The sequence below is a fragment of the Streptomyces sp. NPDC085937 genome (genome assembly GCF_044540535.1).
In the GTDB taxonomy this organism is placed as follows: Bacteria; Actinomycetota; Actinomycetes; order Streptomycetales; family Streptomycetaceae; genus Streptomyces.
In genome coordinates, this window is sequence record NZ_JBITSH010000001.1 from 460,473 (window position 1) to 476,868 (window position 16,396).

General features: G+C 74.2%; 13 protein-coding genes. 9 read left to right on the forward strand and 4 right to left on the reverse strand.

The features are described 5' to 3' along the window. Positions 1-21 precede the first annotated feature (21 nt). Together ACIF8S_RS01850 and ACIF8S_RS01855 are read right to left on the reverse strand one after the other, a co-directional pair. Positions 22-2,436, reverse strand: a complete 2,415-nt coding sequence (locus tag ACIF8S_RS01850; protein ID WP_399996759.1) for a nitrate- and nitrite sensing domain-containing protein — start codon at positions 2,434-2,436, stop codon at positions 22-24. Positions 2,437-2,486: 50 nt separating this feature from the next. Then, positions 2,487-3,485, reverse strand: a complete 999-nt coding sequence (locus ACIF8S_RS01855) for a substrate-binding domain-containing protein (RefSeq protein ID WP_399996761.1) — start codon at positions 3,483-3,485, stop codon at positions 2,487-2,489. A 408-nt stretch (positions 3,486-3,893) separates the two neighbouring features. On the opposite strand from ACIF8S_RS01855, the gene ACIF8S_RS01860 reads away from it, so the two are divergent. From ACIF8S_RS01860 to ACIF8S_RS01875, 4 genes are all read left to right on the forward strand, one after another. Continuing rightward, positions 3,894-4,541 (forward strand): ScbR family autoregulator-binding transcription factor, encoded by a 648-nt coding sequence (locus tag ACIF8S_RS01860; protein ID WP_399996762.1) that lies wholly within the window; start codon positions 3,894-3,896, stop codon positions 4,539-4,541. A gap of 40 nt (positions 4,542-4,581) precedes the next feature. Further along, complete coding sequence (locus ACIF8S_RS01865; RefSeq protein ID WP_399996764.1) at positions 4,582-5,760, forward strand: damage-control phosphatase ARMT1 family protein; 1,179 nt, start codon at positions 4,582-4,584, stop codon at positions 5,758-5,760. A gap of 95 nt (positions 5,761-5,855) precedes the next feature. Continuing rightward, entirely contained in the window at positions 5,856-8,012 is a 2,157-nt protein-coding gene (cyc2, locus tag ACIF8S_RS01870; RefSeq protein ID WP_399996765.1) for a germacradienol/geosmin synthase Cyc2, read from the forward strand. 60 nt (positions 8,013-8,072) lie between these two features. Continuing rightward, on the forward strand, positions 8,073-8,642 hold the full coding sequence (locus ACIF8S_RS01875; protein ID WP_399996767.1) for a PDZ domain-containing protein: 570 nt from the start codon (positions 8,073-8,075) through the stop codon (positions 8,640-8,642). On the opposite strand, the gene ACIF8S_RS01880 is transcribed toward ACIF8S_RS01875, so the two are convergent. Beyond that, entirely contained in the window at positions 8,635-9,390 is a 756-nt protein-coding gene (locus ACIF8S_RS01880) for a metallophosphoesterase (protein ID WP_399996768.1), read from the reverse strand. The two genes, ACIF8S_RS01875 and ACIF8S_RS01880, sit on opposite strands and share 8 nt — an antisense overlap. Before the next feature lie 194 nt (positions 9,391-9,584). Here ACIF8S_RS01880 and ACIF8S_RS01885 point away from each other — a divergent pair, with 194 nt between their 5' ends. After that, the gene (locus ACIF8S_RS01885) at positions 9,585-10,712 is read left to right on the forward strand and encodes an aminopeptidase P family protein (protein ID WP_399996770.1); all 1,128 of its coding nucleotides are present in this window, start codon (positions 9,585-9,587) and stop codon (positions 10,710-10,712) included. Between the two features lie 50 nt (positions 10,713-10,762). Next, complete coding sequence (locus ACIF8S_RS01890; RefSeq protein WP_399996771.1) at positions 10,763-11,710, forward strand: aminoglycoside phosphotransferase family protein; 948 nt, start codon at positions 10,763-10,765, stop codon at positions 11,708-11,710. Positions 11,711-11,841: 131 nt separating this feature from the next. On the opposite strand, the gene treZ is transcribed toward ACIF8S_RS01890, so the two are convergent. Next, positions 11,842-13,587, reverse strand: a complete 1,746-nt coding sequence (gene treZ, locus ACIF8S_RS01895) for a malto-oligosyltrehalose trehalohydrolase (protein ID WP_399996772.1) — start codon at positions 13,585-13,587, stop codon at positions 11,842-11,844. Positions 13,588-13,765: 178 nt separating this feature from the next. Between treZ and ACIF8S_RS01900 the strand changes: the two genes are divergently transcribed. The 3 genes from ACIF8S_RS01900 to ACIF8S_RS01910 all read left to right on the forward strand — a co-directional run bounded on the left by ACIF8S_RS01900 (position 13,766) and on the right by ACIF8S_RS01910 (position 16,290). Beyond that, complete coding sequence (locus tag ACIF8S_RS01900; RefSeq protein WP_349797229.1) at positions 13,766-14,317, forward strand: DUF1707 and FHA domain-containing protein; 552 nt, start codon at positions 13,766-13,768, stop codon at positions 14,315-14,317. A 168-nt stretch (positions 14,318-14,485) separates the two neighbouring features. Continuing rightward, a complete protein-coding gene (locus ACIF8S_RS01905) occupies positions 14,486-15,871 on the forward strand; it encodes a M14 family zinc carboxypeptidase (RefSeq protein WP_399996773.1) in 1,386 nt (461 codons plus the stop codon). Continuing rightward, positions 15,868-16,290 (forward strand): SSI family serine proteinase inhibitor, encoded by a 423-nt coding sequence (locus ACIF8S_RS01910; protein ID WP_399996774.1) that lies wholly within the window; start codon positions 15,868-15,870, stop codon positions 16,288-16,290. The genes ACIF8S_RS01905 and ACIF8S_RS01910 overlap by 4 nt, the downstream gene beginning before the upstream one ends. Positions 16,291-16,396 lie beyond the last annotated feature (106 nt).

Sequence of the window (16,396 nt, forward strand, 5' to 3'; positions counted from 1 at the left end):
GCGGTGTTCCTTCGTCGGCGTTCAGCGGTCGGCGTCAGCGGTCGGGGTCGGGTGCCCGGGGGACGGGGCGGGCACGCGCGGCGGGTCCTGCGGGGTGTCCTCGTGCTCCGGCTTCTCGTCCGGCGCGGCGCGGTCGTCGCCCTCGGGCGCCCCGCCGACGGCGTCCCGGGCCTTGGACGTGCCGCGCTGGAAGCCTCCGAGGGAGGAGGCGGCGCGTTCCGCGGTGAACTCCTCGTCGGACGCGTCCGCGGGCCGCCGCCCGGGCGCCGGCTCCTCGAGCAGTTCGGCGGCCAGGCTGGTCTGCGGCACCCGGCGGGGGAGCGGGGCGAGCCCGCCGCCGGAGCCCGGGACGGCCGCGTCGTTCTCCCGCGCGGGCACGGGCCGCGGGGCGGCGGTCCGGGGCACGGCGGCCGGGGCGGCGGTGTCCGCCGCCGGACGGGCGGGGCGCGTCCGGGGCTCACCGCCCGCGTCGTCGGGCTTGGCGGCGCCCGCCGTGCCGTCGGCGGCCCCGGCGTCGCGGACCACGACGTCGTGCGGGACCAGCACGATCGCGGTCGTCCCGCCGTACGGCGACGGGCGCAGGGTGACGGTGATGCCGTGCCGGTGCGCGAGCTGGGAGATCACGAACATGCCGAGGCGCAGGTCGTCGGCGAGCGCCACCACGTCGAACTGCGGGGGCTTGGCCAACTGCCTGTTGAGGGAGTCGTAGTCCTCCTCCGACATGCCGAGGCCCCGGTCCTCGACCTCCACGGCGAGGCCCTTGGCGACCATCGCCGCGCGCACCGTGACGGGACCGGGCGCCGGCGAGTACACGGTGGCGTTGTCGATCAGTTCGGCCAGCAGGTGGATGACGTCGGCGACCGCCGGCGGGGCGAGCGCCACCTCCTCGTCGGTGAACACCTCCACCCGCTGGTACTCGGCCACCTCGCCGACGGCGCTGCGCAGGATGTCGATCAGCGCGACCGGTTCGCTCCAGCTCCGCCCGGGGCGCTCACCGCTGACGATGACCAGGTTCTCCTCGTAGCGGCGCAACTGGCTCGCCGCGGAGTCCAGTTCGTACAGGCCCTTGAGGACCTCGGGGTCGGTGTGCCGGCGCTCCAGCGCGTCGAGCTTGCTGAGCTGGAGGTTGACCAGGTTCTGGCTCTGCCGCGCGATGCCCAGGATGATCTTCTGGAAGCCCCGCCGAGTGTCGGCGAGTTCCACCGCGGTGTGCACGGCCGTGCGCTGCGCGGTGTTGAACGCCTGCGCCACCTGTCCGAGTTCGTCGTGACCGTAGTCCAGGGGAGTGGTCGCGGACTCCGCGTCGACCTTCTCGCCCCGCTCCAGGCGCGCCACCACGTCGGGCAGCCGCTCCTGGGCCAGGCCCAGGGTGGCGAGCCGCAGCCCGCGCAGCCGGCGGGACAGCGAGCGGGTGATGCGCCAGGACAGCCCCACGCACAGCAGCAGCGCGAGCAGCCCGGCGGCGCTCAGGGACGCGGCCGTCACCAGCAGGCTGCGGGCCTCGTCGGCGCTGCGGGTGAGCAGTTCGCCGGTCTGCTGCCGGATCATGGTGCTGTAGCGCGGGGAGACCGTGTCCATGGCCCCGTCCCAGCGGTCCTTCAGGTCCGGCAGCTCGATCTCACCCGCCTCCCCCTCGGCCGGGGTGGCCAGGACCTGGTCCTCCACCGCCTCCAGCGCCCGCCACGCGGGGCTCTGCAGGATCTCCTCGGCCTGCGTCTTGATGCCGCCGCTGAGCGACGGCACGATCTGGTCCGCGACCAGCCAGCGCCGGGTGTGCACCAGCGCGGCGAACTCCTGCCGGCGCTCGGCGCCGAGACGGCCCGACGGCCATGCCAGGGTGAGCAGCGCGTCCTCCCGGGAGACCAGCTCCGCCGCGTGCTCCAGCGCCACCAGCGGCTGCGCCTGGGAGGTCAGGTCCCCGTCGTCGACCTGGGACAGCTCCTGGAAGGCGTGGATCTGGTCGTCGATGATCGAGGTGTACTGCTCCAGCGCCTCCTCCGCGGTGATGTCGCGGGGGCTGTCGATCTGGTCCCGGTAGTACTCCAGGCTGCCCACCGAGCCGAGCACCGAGTACAGCCGGTCCGAGACGCGCGCCGGTGCCTCGGCGATCGCGTCGGCCTGAGCCGTCAGCCGCGCCACCGACCGGTCGGTGGTCCGGCGCTGGGCGTCGAGCGCGGACCGCGAACCCCCCGGTCCGGCCAGCCAGGCCGCGGTGAGCCGCCGTTCACGCTGAAGGGCGAGCGTGGCGTGGGTGCCCATGGCGCCGGTGTCACGGCTCAACTGCGTCTGCGACCGCAGCTCCAGACCCTCCGAGAACATGCGGATCGTCGTCAGGCCCCACAGGGCCGCGAGGGTGACGCAGGGCACCAGGGCGAGCAGGATCAACGAGAGGCGTATGGAGCCGAGACGGCGCCGGGCACCTGTCCGAGAAGACATCGTGGTCCTAGAGCGGTCGGGTGAGGGGGACGGTACGCACGGGTGGCCCGTCAGCGGGTTCCGTCGGCGGCGAACCGGGCGACCGAGTCCGCCTGCGTCTTGGTGACGAACGCCGGCCCGGTCAGGACGGGCGCGACCCCGCCGCCGCTGACGTTGCCGTTGGTCCGGTACAGGTGCAGCGCGTCCACGGCGAGGTAGCCCTGCAGGTAGGGCTGCTGGTCGACGGCGAACCGCACGTTGCCGCCGCGCACGGCGTCCACCAGGTCCTCGTTGAGGTCGAACGTGGCGACGGCGGCGTCGCTCTCCGCCTTCGCCGCCGCCTCGACCGCGGTGAGCGCGATGTCGGCCCCGTTGGTGACGACCTGGTCGATGGTCGGGTCCTGGCGCAGCCGGGCCGTGACGATGCCGGAGACGGCCCGCTCGTCGGTACCGTCCACATAGAGGTTCTCCGTCGTGCCGCGGAACGTCTTCTTCACCCCGGCGCAGCGGGCCTCCAGGCCGACGTTGCCGCGCTCGTGGACGACGCACAGGGTGTGCTTGGCCCTCAGGTCGTTCAGCTTCTCGCCGACGGCCCGGCCCGCCAGGCTTTCGTCCTGGCCGAAGAAGGCCAGCAGTCCGGCCTTCTTCCACGCGTCGAGGCCCGAGTTGAGCCCGACCACGGGGATGTCGGCGGCCCGCGCCTCGTTGACCGGGCCCTTCATCGCCTGCGGCTTGGCCAGGGTCAGCGCGATGCCGTCGACGCCGTCCCGGACGGCCTGGCGCACGAGGTCCGCCTGCCCCGCCCCGTCCGGGTCGCTGAGGTAGGTCAGCTCGATGCCGTCCCGGGCGGCCGCCGCCTCGGCGCCCTTGCGCACCCGGTCCCAGAAGACGTCACCCTCACTGCCGTGGGTGACCAGGGCGACCCGCATCCCCCCGGAGCCGCCCGCCGCGTCCGAGGGCCTCTCGTCCGTCCCGGAGGCGGAACAGCCGGCCGTCAGCAGGCCGATGGCGACCGCCACGACCGCCGTACGGCGTCTCGGGATGCGGCGGGACGGGGGACGAGTGTTCATGAGGAGCGCGGACCTCGCTGTGCGGCAGAGCAAGTGCAGGGGAGAGCACGGACGGATCCGGGCCACCGCAGCGTGCGGCCGACCGGGTGACTCTCGCTGGCCGGAGCCAACCGCGTGGAACCACTGGTCGTCAAGTGAACAGCCACGTGAAGTGAGGCGCCGCTGCCGCATTGTGATGAACCGTGAGCAGAGGCGGTCGGGCGTGCACCCTCCGCTCCGGGCGTTCCGGCACCGCGTGCGAAGACCCGGCGCGCTGTTTCGTTCCGCGACGTACGCTGCTTTTGCCCCTCTTGTTCAACTGCGCCCGCCCGACGGGGTGGTGATCGCCCGCACACAGTGAGTTATCGTGTACAGGGCGTTAAAACAAACGGCATGGACCGTCGCTTTCCGGCCACAGGAGTGCAGTCGATGGCAAGGCAGGTGCGCGCCGAGAAGACGCGCGCGACGATCATCACGGCCGCCGCCGACCTCTTCGACCGGCAGGGCTACGAGTCGACCAGTCTCAGCGACATCGTCGAGCACGCCCGGGTCACCAAAGGGGCGTTGTACTTCCACTTCGCGGCGAAGGAGGACCTCGCCCACGCCGTCCTCGAGCTCCAGTCCGTGACCTGCCGCCGGCTCGCCCGGGACACCGCGCCCCAGGGCCGCACCTCCCTGGAGGCGCTGATGCGCCTGACCTTCTGCGTGGCCAGGATGTCCGCCGAGGACCCGGTGCTGCGGGCCGGGCTGCGTCTGGCCACCGGCGGCACCCGGCCGCGCCCGCCGCTCAGCCATCCCTTCACCGAATGGCTCGACATCGTCACGGCCCGGCTGGAGGGCGCCGTCGAGGAGTCCGACGTCCACCCGGACGTCGACATCGACGTCGTCGCCCACTCCCTCGTCTGCTTCTTCGTCGGCACCCGGGTGGTCGGCCGGACCCGGGAGGACGTCACCCGTCAGCCCCGCCGCACGGCCGAGATGTGGCAACTCCTCGTCCGCGGCCTGGTCCCCGTGCCCCGCCGCGCCCGCTACCTCTCCCTGGCGGCACGGCTGGAACGGGAGATCGCGCCGCTGTGACACCCGGCGCCCCGCCCGCCCCCGGGTTACGGTGAGCCCCATGTCCGACACCACCGCCGCCCCCGTGATCGTCGCCGACGAGCCCGGCACCTTCCCGCACGGCGTGCTGGCCGAGCGGCATCCCGCGATCCTCCGGCAGATCGCCGAGGCCCTCCCGTACGGGCCCGATCAGCGGCGCGCGCTCGACGACCTGCTGGCGAACTGCACCGAGGGCACCATCACCCCCCTGCCCGCCGACGCCCACGACCGTGACCGCTGGGCCGCCTGGGGCATGGACGCCCACGCCGGCCGCTCCTGGTACGACGTGCCCTGGCTGTGGTCCGAGAGCTGGTTCTACCGTCAACTGCTCCACGCGGTCGGCTACTTCGCGCCCGGGCCCTGGCAGGGCATCGACCCCTTCCGCCCCGCCAAGCTCGCCGAGCTCGACGCGCCCGCCACGGACGAGGAGCTGGCCGCGCTCGACGACCTCGAAGGCCGCCCCGAGGAGATGCGGGCCCGTGCCCTGCTGCACGGCTCCCTCTGGGGCAATCGCGCCGACCTCGGCTTCCGCCTGTCCGCCGAGGGCGCCGAGGAGACCGCCGCCGTGCCCGCGCTGGTGGCCGACGACAGTGAGCGCCTGTGGGCGCTGCTCGACGGCTCCCCGGCCGGCACCCTGTGCCTGGTCGCCGACAACGCCGGCCGCGAACTCGTCCCCGACCTGCTGCTGATCGCCCACCTGCTGGCCTCCGGCCGCATCTCCCGCGCGGTGCTGCACGTCAAGCCGCACCCGTACTACGTCTCCGACGCCACCACGGCCGACGTTCTCGACGCCGTGCACCGGCTCACCGGTGCCAAGGGGGCCGCCGGGGCGTACGGACAGGGCCTGCGCGCCGCCCTCACCGACGGCCGGCTCGAACTGCGCGCCCACCCGTTCTCCTGCGCGCCCCTGCCCTACTCCGACATGCCGGACGACCTGCGCGCCGACTTCGCGGAGGCCACCGTCACCGTCCTCAAGGGCGACCTCAACTACCGCCGCCTCGTGGGCGACCGGTACTGGCCCCCGACCACCCCGTTCGCCGACGCCACCGCCTACTTCCCGGGACCGGCCGCCGCCCTGCGCACCCTCAAGTCCGACGTGATCACCGGACTCGCCCCGCAGACGGAGGCGGCGCTGGACGCGGAGGAGGGCGGGCGCTGGCGCACCGGCGGCACCCACGCGCTGGTCCAGGTACGGACCTGAGCCCTCAACTCCCGTTTCCGGGCACGGTTCACGCGAAGGTGTGATCACGAAGCGGCCGGCGGATGCGGCCGGAGCGGCGCGGGTAGCCCCCGGCCATGACGCAGCCCTTCGAACTCCCGCACTTCTACATGCCGCACCCCGCGCGCCTCAATCCGCACGTGGACCAGGCCCGGGCCCACTCCACGGCCTGGGCGCGCGAGATGGGCATGCTGGAGGGCAGCGGGGTCTGGGAGCAGGCCGATCTCGACGCGCACGACTACGGCCTGCTCTGCGCCTACACGCACCCCGACTGCGACGGCCCCGCGCTGTCCCTGATCACCGACTGGTACGTGTGGGTGTTCTTCTTCGACGACCACTTCCTGGAGAAGTACAAGCGCACCCAGGACCGCGTCGGCGGCAAGGCCCACCTGGACCGGCTGCCGCTGTTCATGCCCCTGGAGCCCGGGACGCCCGTCCCCGAGCCGGAGAACCCGGTCGAGGCGGGCCTCGCCGACCTGTGGGCGCGCACCGTGCCGGCCATGTCCGCGGACTGGCGCCGCCGCTTCGCCGTCGCCACCGAGCACCTCCTCAACGAGTCCCTGTGGGAGCTGTCCAACATCAACGAGGGGCGGATCGCCAACCCCGTCGAGTACATCGAGATGCGCCGCAAGGTGGGCGGCGCCCCCTGGTCGGCCGGACTCGTGGAGTACGCCACCGCCGAGGTGCCGGCCGCCGTCGCCGGGTCCCGCCCGCTGCGGGTGCTGATGGAGACGTTCTCCGACGCCGTGCACCTGCGCAACGACCTGTTCTCCTATCAGCGGGAGGTCGAGGACGAGGGCGAGCTGAGCAACGGCGTCCTCGTCCTGGAGACCTTCTTCGGCTGCACCACCCAGGAGGCCGCCGACCTGGTCAACGACGTCCTCACCTCGCGGCTGCACCAGTTCGAGCACACCGCCTTCACCGAGGTCCCCGCCGTCGCCCTGGAGAACGGCCTCACCCCGCCCGAGACCGCGGCCGTCGCCGCGTACGCGAAGGGCCTGCAGGACTGGCAGTCCGGCGGCCACGAATGGCACCTGCGCTCCAGCCGCTACATGAACGAGAACGCCCGGCCCGGCGCCTCCTGGCAGTCCCTCACGGGCCCCGGCACGTCCGCCGCCGACGTCGGCGCGCTGCTGGCGAGGGCCGGCGCGGAGCGGCTGCGGCCCTACCGGCACGTGCCGTACCAGAAGGTCGGGCCGTCGGTCGTGCCGGACATCCGGATGCCGTTCCCGCTGACCCTCAGCCCCGCCCTCGACGGATCACGGCGGCACCTTCTGGAGTGGTCGTACCGCATGGGCATCCTCAGCGAGGGCGTCTGGGACGAGGACAAGCTCGCCAGCTGCGACCTGCCCCTGTGCGCGGCGGGCCTGGACCCGGACGCCACCCAGGAACAGCTCGACCTCGCCTCCGGCTGGCTCGCCTTCGGCACCTACGGCGACGACTACTACCCGCTGGTCTACGGCCACCGCCGGGACCTGGCCGCCGCCCGGCTGACCACGGCCCGCCTGTCGGCCTGCATGCCGCTGGACGGCGAGGAGGTCCCGCCCCCCGCCAACGCCATGGAGCGGTCCCTGACCGACCTGTGGGCCCGCACCACGGCCGGCATGACCCCCGAGCAGCGGCGGCCCCTGAGGGCGGCCGTGGACACGATGACCGAGTCCTGGGTGTGGGAGCTGTCCAACCAGATCCAGAACCGCGTCCCGGATCCGGTGGACTACCTGGAGATGCGCCGCGCAACCTTCGGCTCCGACCTCACCCTGGGGCTGTGCCGCGCCGGACACGGACCGGCGGTCCCGCCCGAGGTCTACCGCACCGGACCCGTCCGCTCCCTGGAGAACGCGGCCATCGACTACGCCTGCCTGCTCAACGACGTCTTCTCGTACCAGAAGGAGATCGAGTTCGAGGGCGAGATGCACAACGCGGTCCTCGTCGTGCAGAACTTCTTCGGCATCGACTACCCGACCGCGCTGTCCGTGGTCGCGGACCTGATGAACCAGCGCATGCGCCAGTTCGAGCACGTCGTGGAGCACGAACTGCCCGTGGTCTACGACGACTTCCAGCTGTCGGAGGAGGCGCGGACGGTCATGCGCGGCTATGTGACCGACCTGCAGAACTGGATGGCGGGCATCCTCAACTGGCACCGCAACGTCGACCGGTACAAGGACGAGTACCTCTCCGGCCGGGTGCACGGCTTCGTGGCCCACCGCTCACCGGCACCCCCCGTTCTCGTCTGACGGCCGGCCCCGACCCCGGGCGGTCCCCTGACGGCCGGCACGTCCGGCGGAGGCGACATCATGGAACAACCTGTACTGCGGCCCCGGCCGATGCCGGGGGACCGGGTCGGGCCGCAGTACTCTCCCGAGCCGGCCCCGGCCGGGGGCGGCACGCCGAAGCGGCCGAGACGGCTGCTGCGCGCGCTGCTGGGCACGGCGGCGGGCCTGGTGCTGCTGCTGTCCGGCGTCGGCCTGGGCGTGCTCGGGGCCACACTGGCCGGCGGGGGCGGGCTCGCCGAACTGACGCGGCAGGCGGGCCTGTCCCCGGCCGCCGGGGCGCCCCCTCCCGCCGCGCCGGCACCACGGCAGGCGCCGGCCGCGCCCGTCGCCGCCCGGCTCGGCGTGGAGGTGGCCGACGACAGCGGACCGGGCGCCCTGGTGGTCGGCGTGCACGTGCCGGGGCCCGGCTCCGCCGCCGGTCTGGAGCAGGGCGACCTGCTGCTGGCCTTCGGATCCACCCGCGTCGACTCGGCCGCCGACCTGGCCCGCGCCGTGGCCCGGGCACGCCCCGGCGACGAGGTGAAACTGACCGTGCGGCACCCCGGCGGCGGCTACCGGCAGCTGACGGCCGTCCCCGGCATCCTCACGTGACCACCCGGAAGTGGCTGGTCAGCCGCCCCTCGTCGTCCAGCACATGGAAGGCGAGCCCGACCGGGGCGTCCCGGTCGGCCGGCTGCTCGCCCTCCCAGGGAAGCCGCAACGTCCACGTCACACCCGGCCCCACCAGCACCGGCCGGCCGGCGAACGTGGTGGCGGCCGGGGTGTGGGCATGACCGGTGATCAGCGCCACGACCTCGGGGTGGCGCGCCAGCAGCACGGCCAGCCGCTCCGGTTCGCGCAGCGGATACGCGTCGGGCAGGGGGTGGTGCAGCGGCACCGGCGGGTGATGGAAGGCGAGCAGCGCCGGCAGTCCCGCGTCGAGCCCGTCCAGGGTGGACTCGATCCAGGCGACGGTCGCGTCGTCCAGGGCGCCCTCGTCCTCGCCCGGAACGCTCGAGTCGCACATCAGCACGGCGGCGCCGTCCAGCACCCGCACCTCGTTGACCGGCCTGTCCGCGGGCGGCAGGCCCAACAGCGCCTTGCGGTACGGCCCCCGGCTGTCGTGGTTGCCCGGACAGGCCAGCACGGGGAACGGGGCGTCCCCGTCGCGCAGCCCGAGCAGGGCGGCGGCCTCCTCGTACTCGGACTCGGTGCCGTGGTCCGCGATGTCACCGGTCACCAGCAGCGCGTCCGGCGGGACCGGCAGCCCCCACAGGTGGTCGCGCACCCTGCGGGCCCGCTCCGTCGCCCGTGCGGTGCCGTCCAGGTGCAGGTCGCTGACGTGTGCGAGTACGAGCACGGTCGTACGCCTCCTCGGCCGAGCCGTTAATGGTTGGCCATGATCCAAGCATTAGACCGGGGGGCGGGGCAACGGGGTGCCGCCGGCCGGGCGCGGATCGGCGGGACGAACACCGCGAACCGGCTCGCGCCGCACCCGTCCGGCGGGCAGGATGCTGCCCGTAGCCCCGACGTCCGCCCTGGGAGGCACCCCGGATGACCGGCACCGCGCCCGCGTCCTTCACCGCCGACGACTACAGGACCCGCATGGACCGGGCGGCGCGGCAGGCCGCCGACGCGGGACTGGCCGGACTGCTGGTCGCCCCGGGCCCGGACATGGTGTGGCTCACCGGGTACACACCTCCCGCCGTCACCGAACGGCTCACCCTGCTGGTCCTGGCCGCCGGGCGGGAACCCGTGCTCGTCGTGCCCACCCTGGAGGCACCCGACGCCGAGCGCGCCGCCGGCGCTCCCGCCCTCGCGCTGCGCGACTGGACCGACGGCCAGGACCCCTACGCCGCCACCGCCGCCCTGCTGGACGCCGAGGGACGGTTCGGCGTCAGCGACAACGCCTGGGCCCTGCACCTGCTGCGGCTTCAGCAGGCACTGCCCCGCACCGCGTACGTCTCCCTCACCGAGGCGCTGCCGATGCTCCGCGCCGTGAAGGACGCCGCGGAACTGGACCGGCTCGCCGCGGCCGGTGCCGCCGCCGACGCCGCGTTCGAGGAGATCAGGAACGTCGCCTTCGCCGGCCGCCTCGAGTCCGAGGTGGCCGCCGACCTCGCCGGTCTGCTGCGCCGCTTCGGCCACTCCCAGGTCGACTTCACCATCGTCGCCTCCGGACCGAACGGCGCCGACCCGCACCACGAGGCCGGCGACCGCCGCATCGGGCGCGGCGACATGGTCGTCCTCGACTTCGGCGGCCTGAAGGACGGCTACGGCTCCGACACCTCCCGCACGGTGCACGTCGGCGAACCCACCGAGGAGGAGCGCCGGGTGCACGACCTGGTGCGCGAGGCGCAGGAGGCGGGCTTCCGCGCGGTGCGGCCCGGGGCGGCCTGCCAGGACGTCGACCGGGCGGCCCGCGCGGTCATCGCCGACGCCGGGTACGGCGCGTACTTCATCCACCGCACCGGGCACGGCATCGGCGTCACCACCCACGAACCGCCGTACATGATCGAGGGCGAGGAGCAGCCGCTCGTCCCCGGCATGTGCTTCTCCGTCGAACCCGGCGTCTACCTGCCGGGCCGGTTCGGCGTGCGCATCGAGGACATCGTGACGGTCACCGAGGACGGCGGGCGGCGGCTGAACGACACCACACGGGAGATGGTCATGGTGGACTGAGCGGCCCCTCCCGTCCCTCCCTGCCCTCTCCGAACGGCAATGGCGCGACCATGACCCAGGCACCGACACCCACCGCGGACACCGTCCGCCGACTGGCCCGCACCCTGCTGAAGGACGGCGGGCAGACCGGCGACGCGACTTCCGCGGAGCCCGACCTCAGGCCCGTCGAGGGGGCCGCGCCCACCGCGTGGTGGGTCGGCACCCGGCACGTGCTGCGCCTCGCCCCGGACCGTGCGGCGAGCACCCGCCGCCGCCGCGAGCTGAGGCTGCGCGAGCTGGTCCGCCCGCACGTCCCGGTGGCGCTGCCCGTCGGGGTGGCGCAGGCCGAGTGGGCGCCCGGGCTGCTGTGCACCCTGGACACCCGGCTGCCCGGCGGGACGGCGGAGGAGAACAGGGTGTCCGCCGTCGGTGAGACCGACCTGGCGGGCCTGCTCACCGGGCTGCACCAGGTGCCGGCCCGGCAGGCCGAGGCGCTGGGCGTGCCCCGGGTGCCGCCGCGGTCCCTGGAGGCGCTGCGCCGGGCCGGCGCGGAGGCCGCCGAACGGCTCGCCGAGGCCGACGAGTTCGAGGCCGGGCGGCTGCACCAGTTCACCCCGGCCGCGACGGTCCAGCTCGCCGCCCAGCCCGGCTCGGCGGTCCTCGTCCACCACGCGTTGACCGGAGGGAACCTCGTGGTCGGCGCGGACGGCCGGGTGCGGGGCGTCCTCGGCTGGGACGCGGCGGTGATCGGCGACCCGGCCGAGGACATCGCGGGACTGGCCCGCGCGCTCGGGGCCCCGGCCGCCGTCCGCGCCGCCACCCTCGCGGGATACGGCGCCCGCCCCTGCCTGCGCGGCCTGTGGCTCGCCCGCTGCGACTGCGTCGTCCAGCTCGCCGAGGCCCTGGCCCACGACGCGAAGGCGCCCCTGCCCCTCCTCCGCACCCGCCTGCGCCGCGCCTGGGAACCCATCATGCTGGAACGCGTCACGGACCTCAGAGACAGCGACGCAGCCCCGTAACCGTGCCCCGGGGCCCGGTTACGGGGCGCCCGCCCACGCAGGCTCCCGCCCCCGCCCCGGATTGGTGAGATCCGCCGCGCACCCCCGGGGCGATTCACGGGGGCCGGCCCCCGGTTGCGGGGTGCTCCGCCTCACTCCTGCAGGAGGACGACCGCCGACTCCGCCGGGAGGCGCAGGACGCCGTTCGGGCCCGGGGGGCCGACCGGCTCCCAGGCCGCCAGGACGCGGGCGTCGCGGATGCCCAGCGGGATGTCGGCCGGGCGGTCGCCGAGGTTCACGGCGACCCGGACGTCACCGCGCCGGAAGGCGAGCCAGCGCTGCTCCTCGTCGTACGCCACCTTGGTGTCGGCCAGGTCGGGATCGGTGAGGTCCGGCTGTTCGCGGCGCAGCTCCAGCAGCCTCCGGTACCAGTCCAGCACCCGTGCGTGCGGCTCGCGTTCCGGCTCGGACCAGTCCAGGCAGGAGCGGTCCCAGGTGGCGGGGTCCTGCGGGTCGGGCACGTCCTGCTCCGCCCACCCGTGCGCCGCGAACTCCCGGCGCCGGCCCTCGCTGACCGCCTTCGCCAGCTCCGGATCGGTGTGGTCGGTGAAGAACTGCCACGGCGTGCCCGCCGCCCACTCCTCGCCCATGAACAGCATCGGCGTGAACGGCGCGGTCAGCGTCAGCGCCGCCGCGCAGGCCAGCAGCCCGGGGGAGACCAGCGCGGCGAGACGGTCGCCCTGGGCGCGGTTGCCGATCTGGTCGTGCGTCTGGCTGTAGCCCAGCAGCCGGTGCGCGGCCACCCGGGTGCGGTCCAGCGGGCGCCCGTGGTGCCGGCCCCGGAAGCTGGAGTACGTGCCGTCGTGGAAGAAGCCCCCGGTGAGCGTCTTGGCCACCGCAGCGAGCGGGGCCCGCGCGAAGTCGGCGTAGTAGCCCTGCGCCTCGCCGGTCAGCGCGGTGTGCAGGGCGTGGTGGAAGTCGTCGTTCCACTGCGCGTGCAGCCCGAAGCCGCCGTTCTCGCGTGAGGTGATCACCCTCGGGTCGTTGAGGTCCGACTCGGCGATCAGGAACAGCGGCCGGCCGGTGTCGCCGGCCAGGGCGTCCACGGCCTGCGACAGCTCCTCCAGGAAGTGGCGCGCGCGGGTGTCCACCAGGGCGTGCACCGCGTCCAGGCGCAGCCCGTCGATCCGGTAGTCCCGCAACCACGCCAGCGCGCTGTCCACGAGGTACGCGCGCACCTCGTCCGAGCCGGGCGCGTCCAGGTTGACCGCCGCGCCCCACGGCGTCTGGTGGGTGTCGGTGAAGTACGGGCCGAACTGCGGGAGGTAGTTGCCCGACGGACCCAGGTGGTTGTGCACCACGTCCAGGACCACCCCGAGCCCCAGCGCGTGCGCCCGGTCGACGAACCGTTTCAGCCCCTCGGGCCCGCCGTACGGCTCGTGCACCGCCCACAGCGAGACACCCTCGTACCCCCAGCCGTGCCGGCCCGGGAACGGGCACACCGGCATCAACTCGACGTGTGTGACGCCGAGGCCGGCGAGGTGGCCGAGCCGCTCGGCGGCGGCGTCGAAGGTGCCCTCGCGGGTGTAGGTGCCGACGTGGAGTTCGTACAGCACCGCGCCGGGCAGCGGACGCCCGGTCCACCCGGTCCGCCAGGTGAAGCCGTCGTGGTCGACGACGGCGCTGAGTCCGTCCGGCCCGTCGGGCTGGCGGCGCGAGCGCGGGTCCGGCAGCACCGGTCCGTCGTCCAGCGCGAAGCCGTACCGGGAGCCGTCGTGCGCCTCGGCATCCCCCCGCCACCACCCCTCCCGCTCCGGATCGCGCTCCAACGCGCGCGTGACGCCGTCGCACCGGAGCGTCACTCGGCCGGCCTGTGGTGCCCACACCTCGAACTGCACGGACGGTTCCCCTTCGTCTGCTCACCGTGATGAAGCGCCTCCATCGTGCGGCATGAGAGATCAATTCGCCGGGGGATCCGCCGTTTTGCGGCGGGTGTCGTACGAGGTGTGCGTGCGAAGGGCGTCCGTTTCCGCGGTTTCTGGACAGCCCGGCCGTGACTGACCGACAATCGACAGCGTGACGTCGTCCTTCGAGTTCTCCACGTATCCCGCGCGGTTGTCCGACGCGGAGCGGGACAAGGCGCTGAGCGTGCTGCGGGACGGCGTCGCCAAGGGCCGCCTGTCCCACGACACGTTCATCCGGCGCATGGAACTGGCGCTCACCGCGCGGCGCGCCGACGAACTCGCCGCGCTCACCGCCGACCTCCCGCGCGAGAACCGTCTCTCGCGCGCGGTGTTCGGCTCGGTCGAGGCCGTCTCCGGGTTCACCGTCCGGCTGCGCCGGGCCTGGCAGGCGGAGAAGCTGCCGAAGCTGCTGCTGCCGCACCCGGCGCACGGCCATCCGCTGCGGATAGGGCGCGACCCCGCCAACGGGCTGCGGCTGACCCACGAGACGGTCTCCCGGGTGCACGCCGAACTGCGCCATCAGGGCGGCCTGTGGGTGCTCCGGGACCTCGGCTCCACCAACGGCACGACGGTGAACGGCCGTCGGGTGGTCGGCGCGGCCGTCGTACGCGAGGGCGACCAGGTCGGCTTCGGCCGGATCAGCTACCGGCTCGCCGTCAACTGACGCTGCGGCAGGCGCTGTTGAGACTCAACGGTGTTGACGTGCCCCCATGATGCGTGACTGACTGTAGGTGTACGGTGCACTCGGAGTGCTCCCGCGCCGGCCGGCGCGATCCCGCACGTCCCGCACGTCCCGGTGCTCACCGCACCGCCCGCACGGCCAGTACATCCGGTGGACGACGGCGTCGCTTCGTGGAGGTGTGACCTGACGCCCCTCCTGAACTACCCGACCGTCGACGAACTCGGCGCCCGGGCCGCCGCCCTCGCCGCCCGGCATCCCCGCGACGCCCGTCTGCGCCGCGTCGGCGTCTCCCGTGCGGGCACCCCGCTGTGGCTGCTCGGCGTCGGCCACGGCAGCCGCCAGGCGCTCGTCGTCGCCGGACCGCACGCCAACGAACCGGTGGGCGGCGCGACCGTGCTGCGGCTGGCCGAGCGCGCCCTCGCCGACAGCCGGTTCACCGACGGTGCCGACGTCACCTGGAACCTGCTGCTCTGCCTCGACCCCGACGGCCTGCGCCACAACGAGGGCTGGCTGACCGGCCCGTACACCCTCGGCCGGCACTACCGGAACTTCTTCCGCCCCGGCTTCCTGGAACAGCCCGAGTGGCTGCCCGACGGCGCCGCCTCCGCCGCGCTGCCGGAGACCCGCGCGCTGCTGGCCCTCCAGGACGAGTTGCGTCCCTTCCTCCAGTGCTCCCTGCACGGCGTCGACGTCGGCGGCGGATTCGTCGAACTCACCCGCGACCTGCCGGGCCTGGACCGCCGCGTGGCCGCCCTCGCCGCCCGCCACGGCGTCCCGCGTGAACTGGGCGCCTACGACGCCCTGTACTGGCCCGGTCTCGGCCCCGCCGTCTACCGCATCCCGCCCCCGCGCCGCCGGGACCTCGCCGCCGCCATCACCGAGGCGGCCGTGGAGTCGACGTGGTTCCACCCGTACGGGTACGGCACGGTCACCGCGGTCGTGGAGGCGCCCATGTGGGCCGTGCCGGGCGTCGAGGACGGCGCACCGCACCCCGACCCCGACGGCGAACTGCGCTCCGTCAGCCGCACCCTGCGTCAGGACACCCGCATGCTCGGTGACCTCGCTGAGCGGGTCCGCCCGTACCTCACCGGTATGCCCGAAGCGGCCCGGCTGCTCGCCCCGGTCGACGACTACCTGCTGGTCTGTCCCGGCCTCGCCGATGCTTGGGACCCCGACTGCGGAAACGATTCCGCACATCCGCTGCCGCCCATGACCACCGCCCGCCTCGCCGCCCTGAGGCTCGCCGGACGGCGCTTGGCGCTGCGCACCGCCGGGCTGCTGCACCAGCTGGTCACCCGCGCCGGACGTGATCCCGTCGGGGCGCTGCCCCGGCTGGACCGGCTGATCGACGCGCGGTGCGCCGACCTGCGTGACGCGCTCGGCGCCCGCTGGATCCCGGTGGAGCGCCAGGCGGAGTACCAGGCCCGGGTGGTGCTCGCCGCGTGCGCCCTGGCGGTACGGCGGACGCCGGGGCCCTCCCGTTCGGGTGAGCCGGGCTGGGGCCCGGGGCCCGCCGTGCCGATGCACCGGGAATGACGCACACCTCGATGACCGCGGTACGGGCAGGACTGTTCGCCGCTGCTCTCCTCCTGCTCGCCGGCGCGACACCCACGGCCCACGCGGACACCCCGCCGGAGTCCGGGAACTGGCTGGTGCTCGGTGTCAGCCACGGGGAGACCCCGGCCGCGGCGGACGGCGGCACCATGCTGCGGTGCGACCCGCCCGGCGGCGGCCACCCGCACGCGGACCAGGCCTGCGCGGACCTGACGGCGGCGGACGGCCGCATCACGGCCCTCCCCGCGGAGGACGCCCTCTGCCCGATGATCTACGCCCCGGTCACCGCCCACGCCCAGGGCATGTGGCGCGACCGCCCCGTGGACTACACGGAAACCTTCCCGAACACCTGCGTGCTGCGCGCCCGAACGGGGGCGCTGTTCGCCCTGGACGGGGCGTAGGCCACACCCCTGCACGGGGCCGGGTGCGCCCGCTCATCAGGCCCGGGCCTGCCCGTTCGCCTGCCGGGGGCGGTCCTGCCACGGGCTCGTGCGCGGGCCCCGCCCC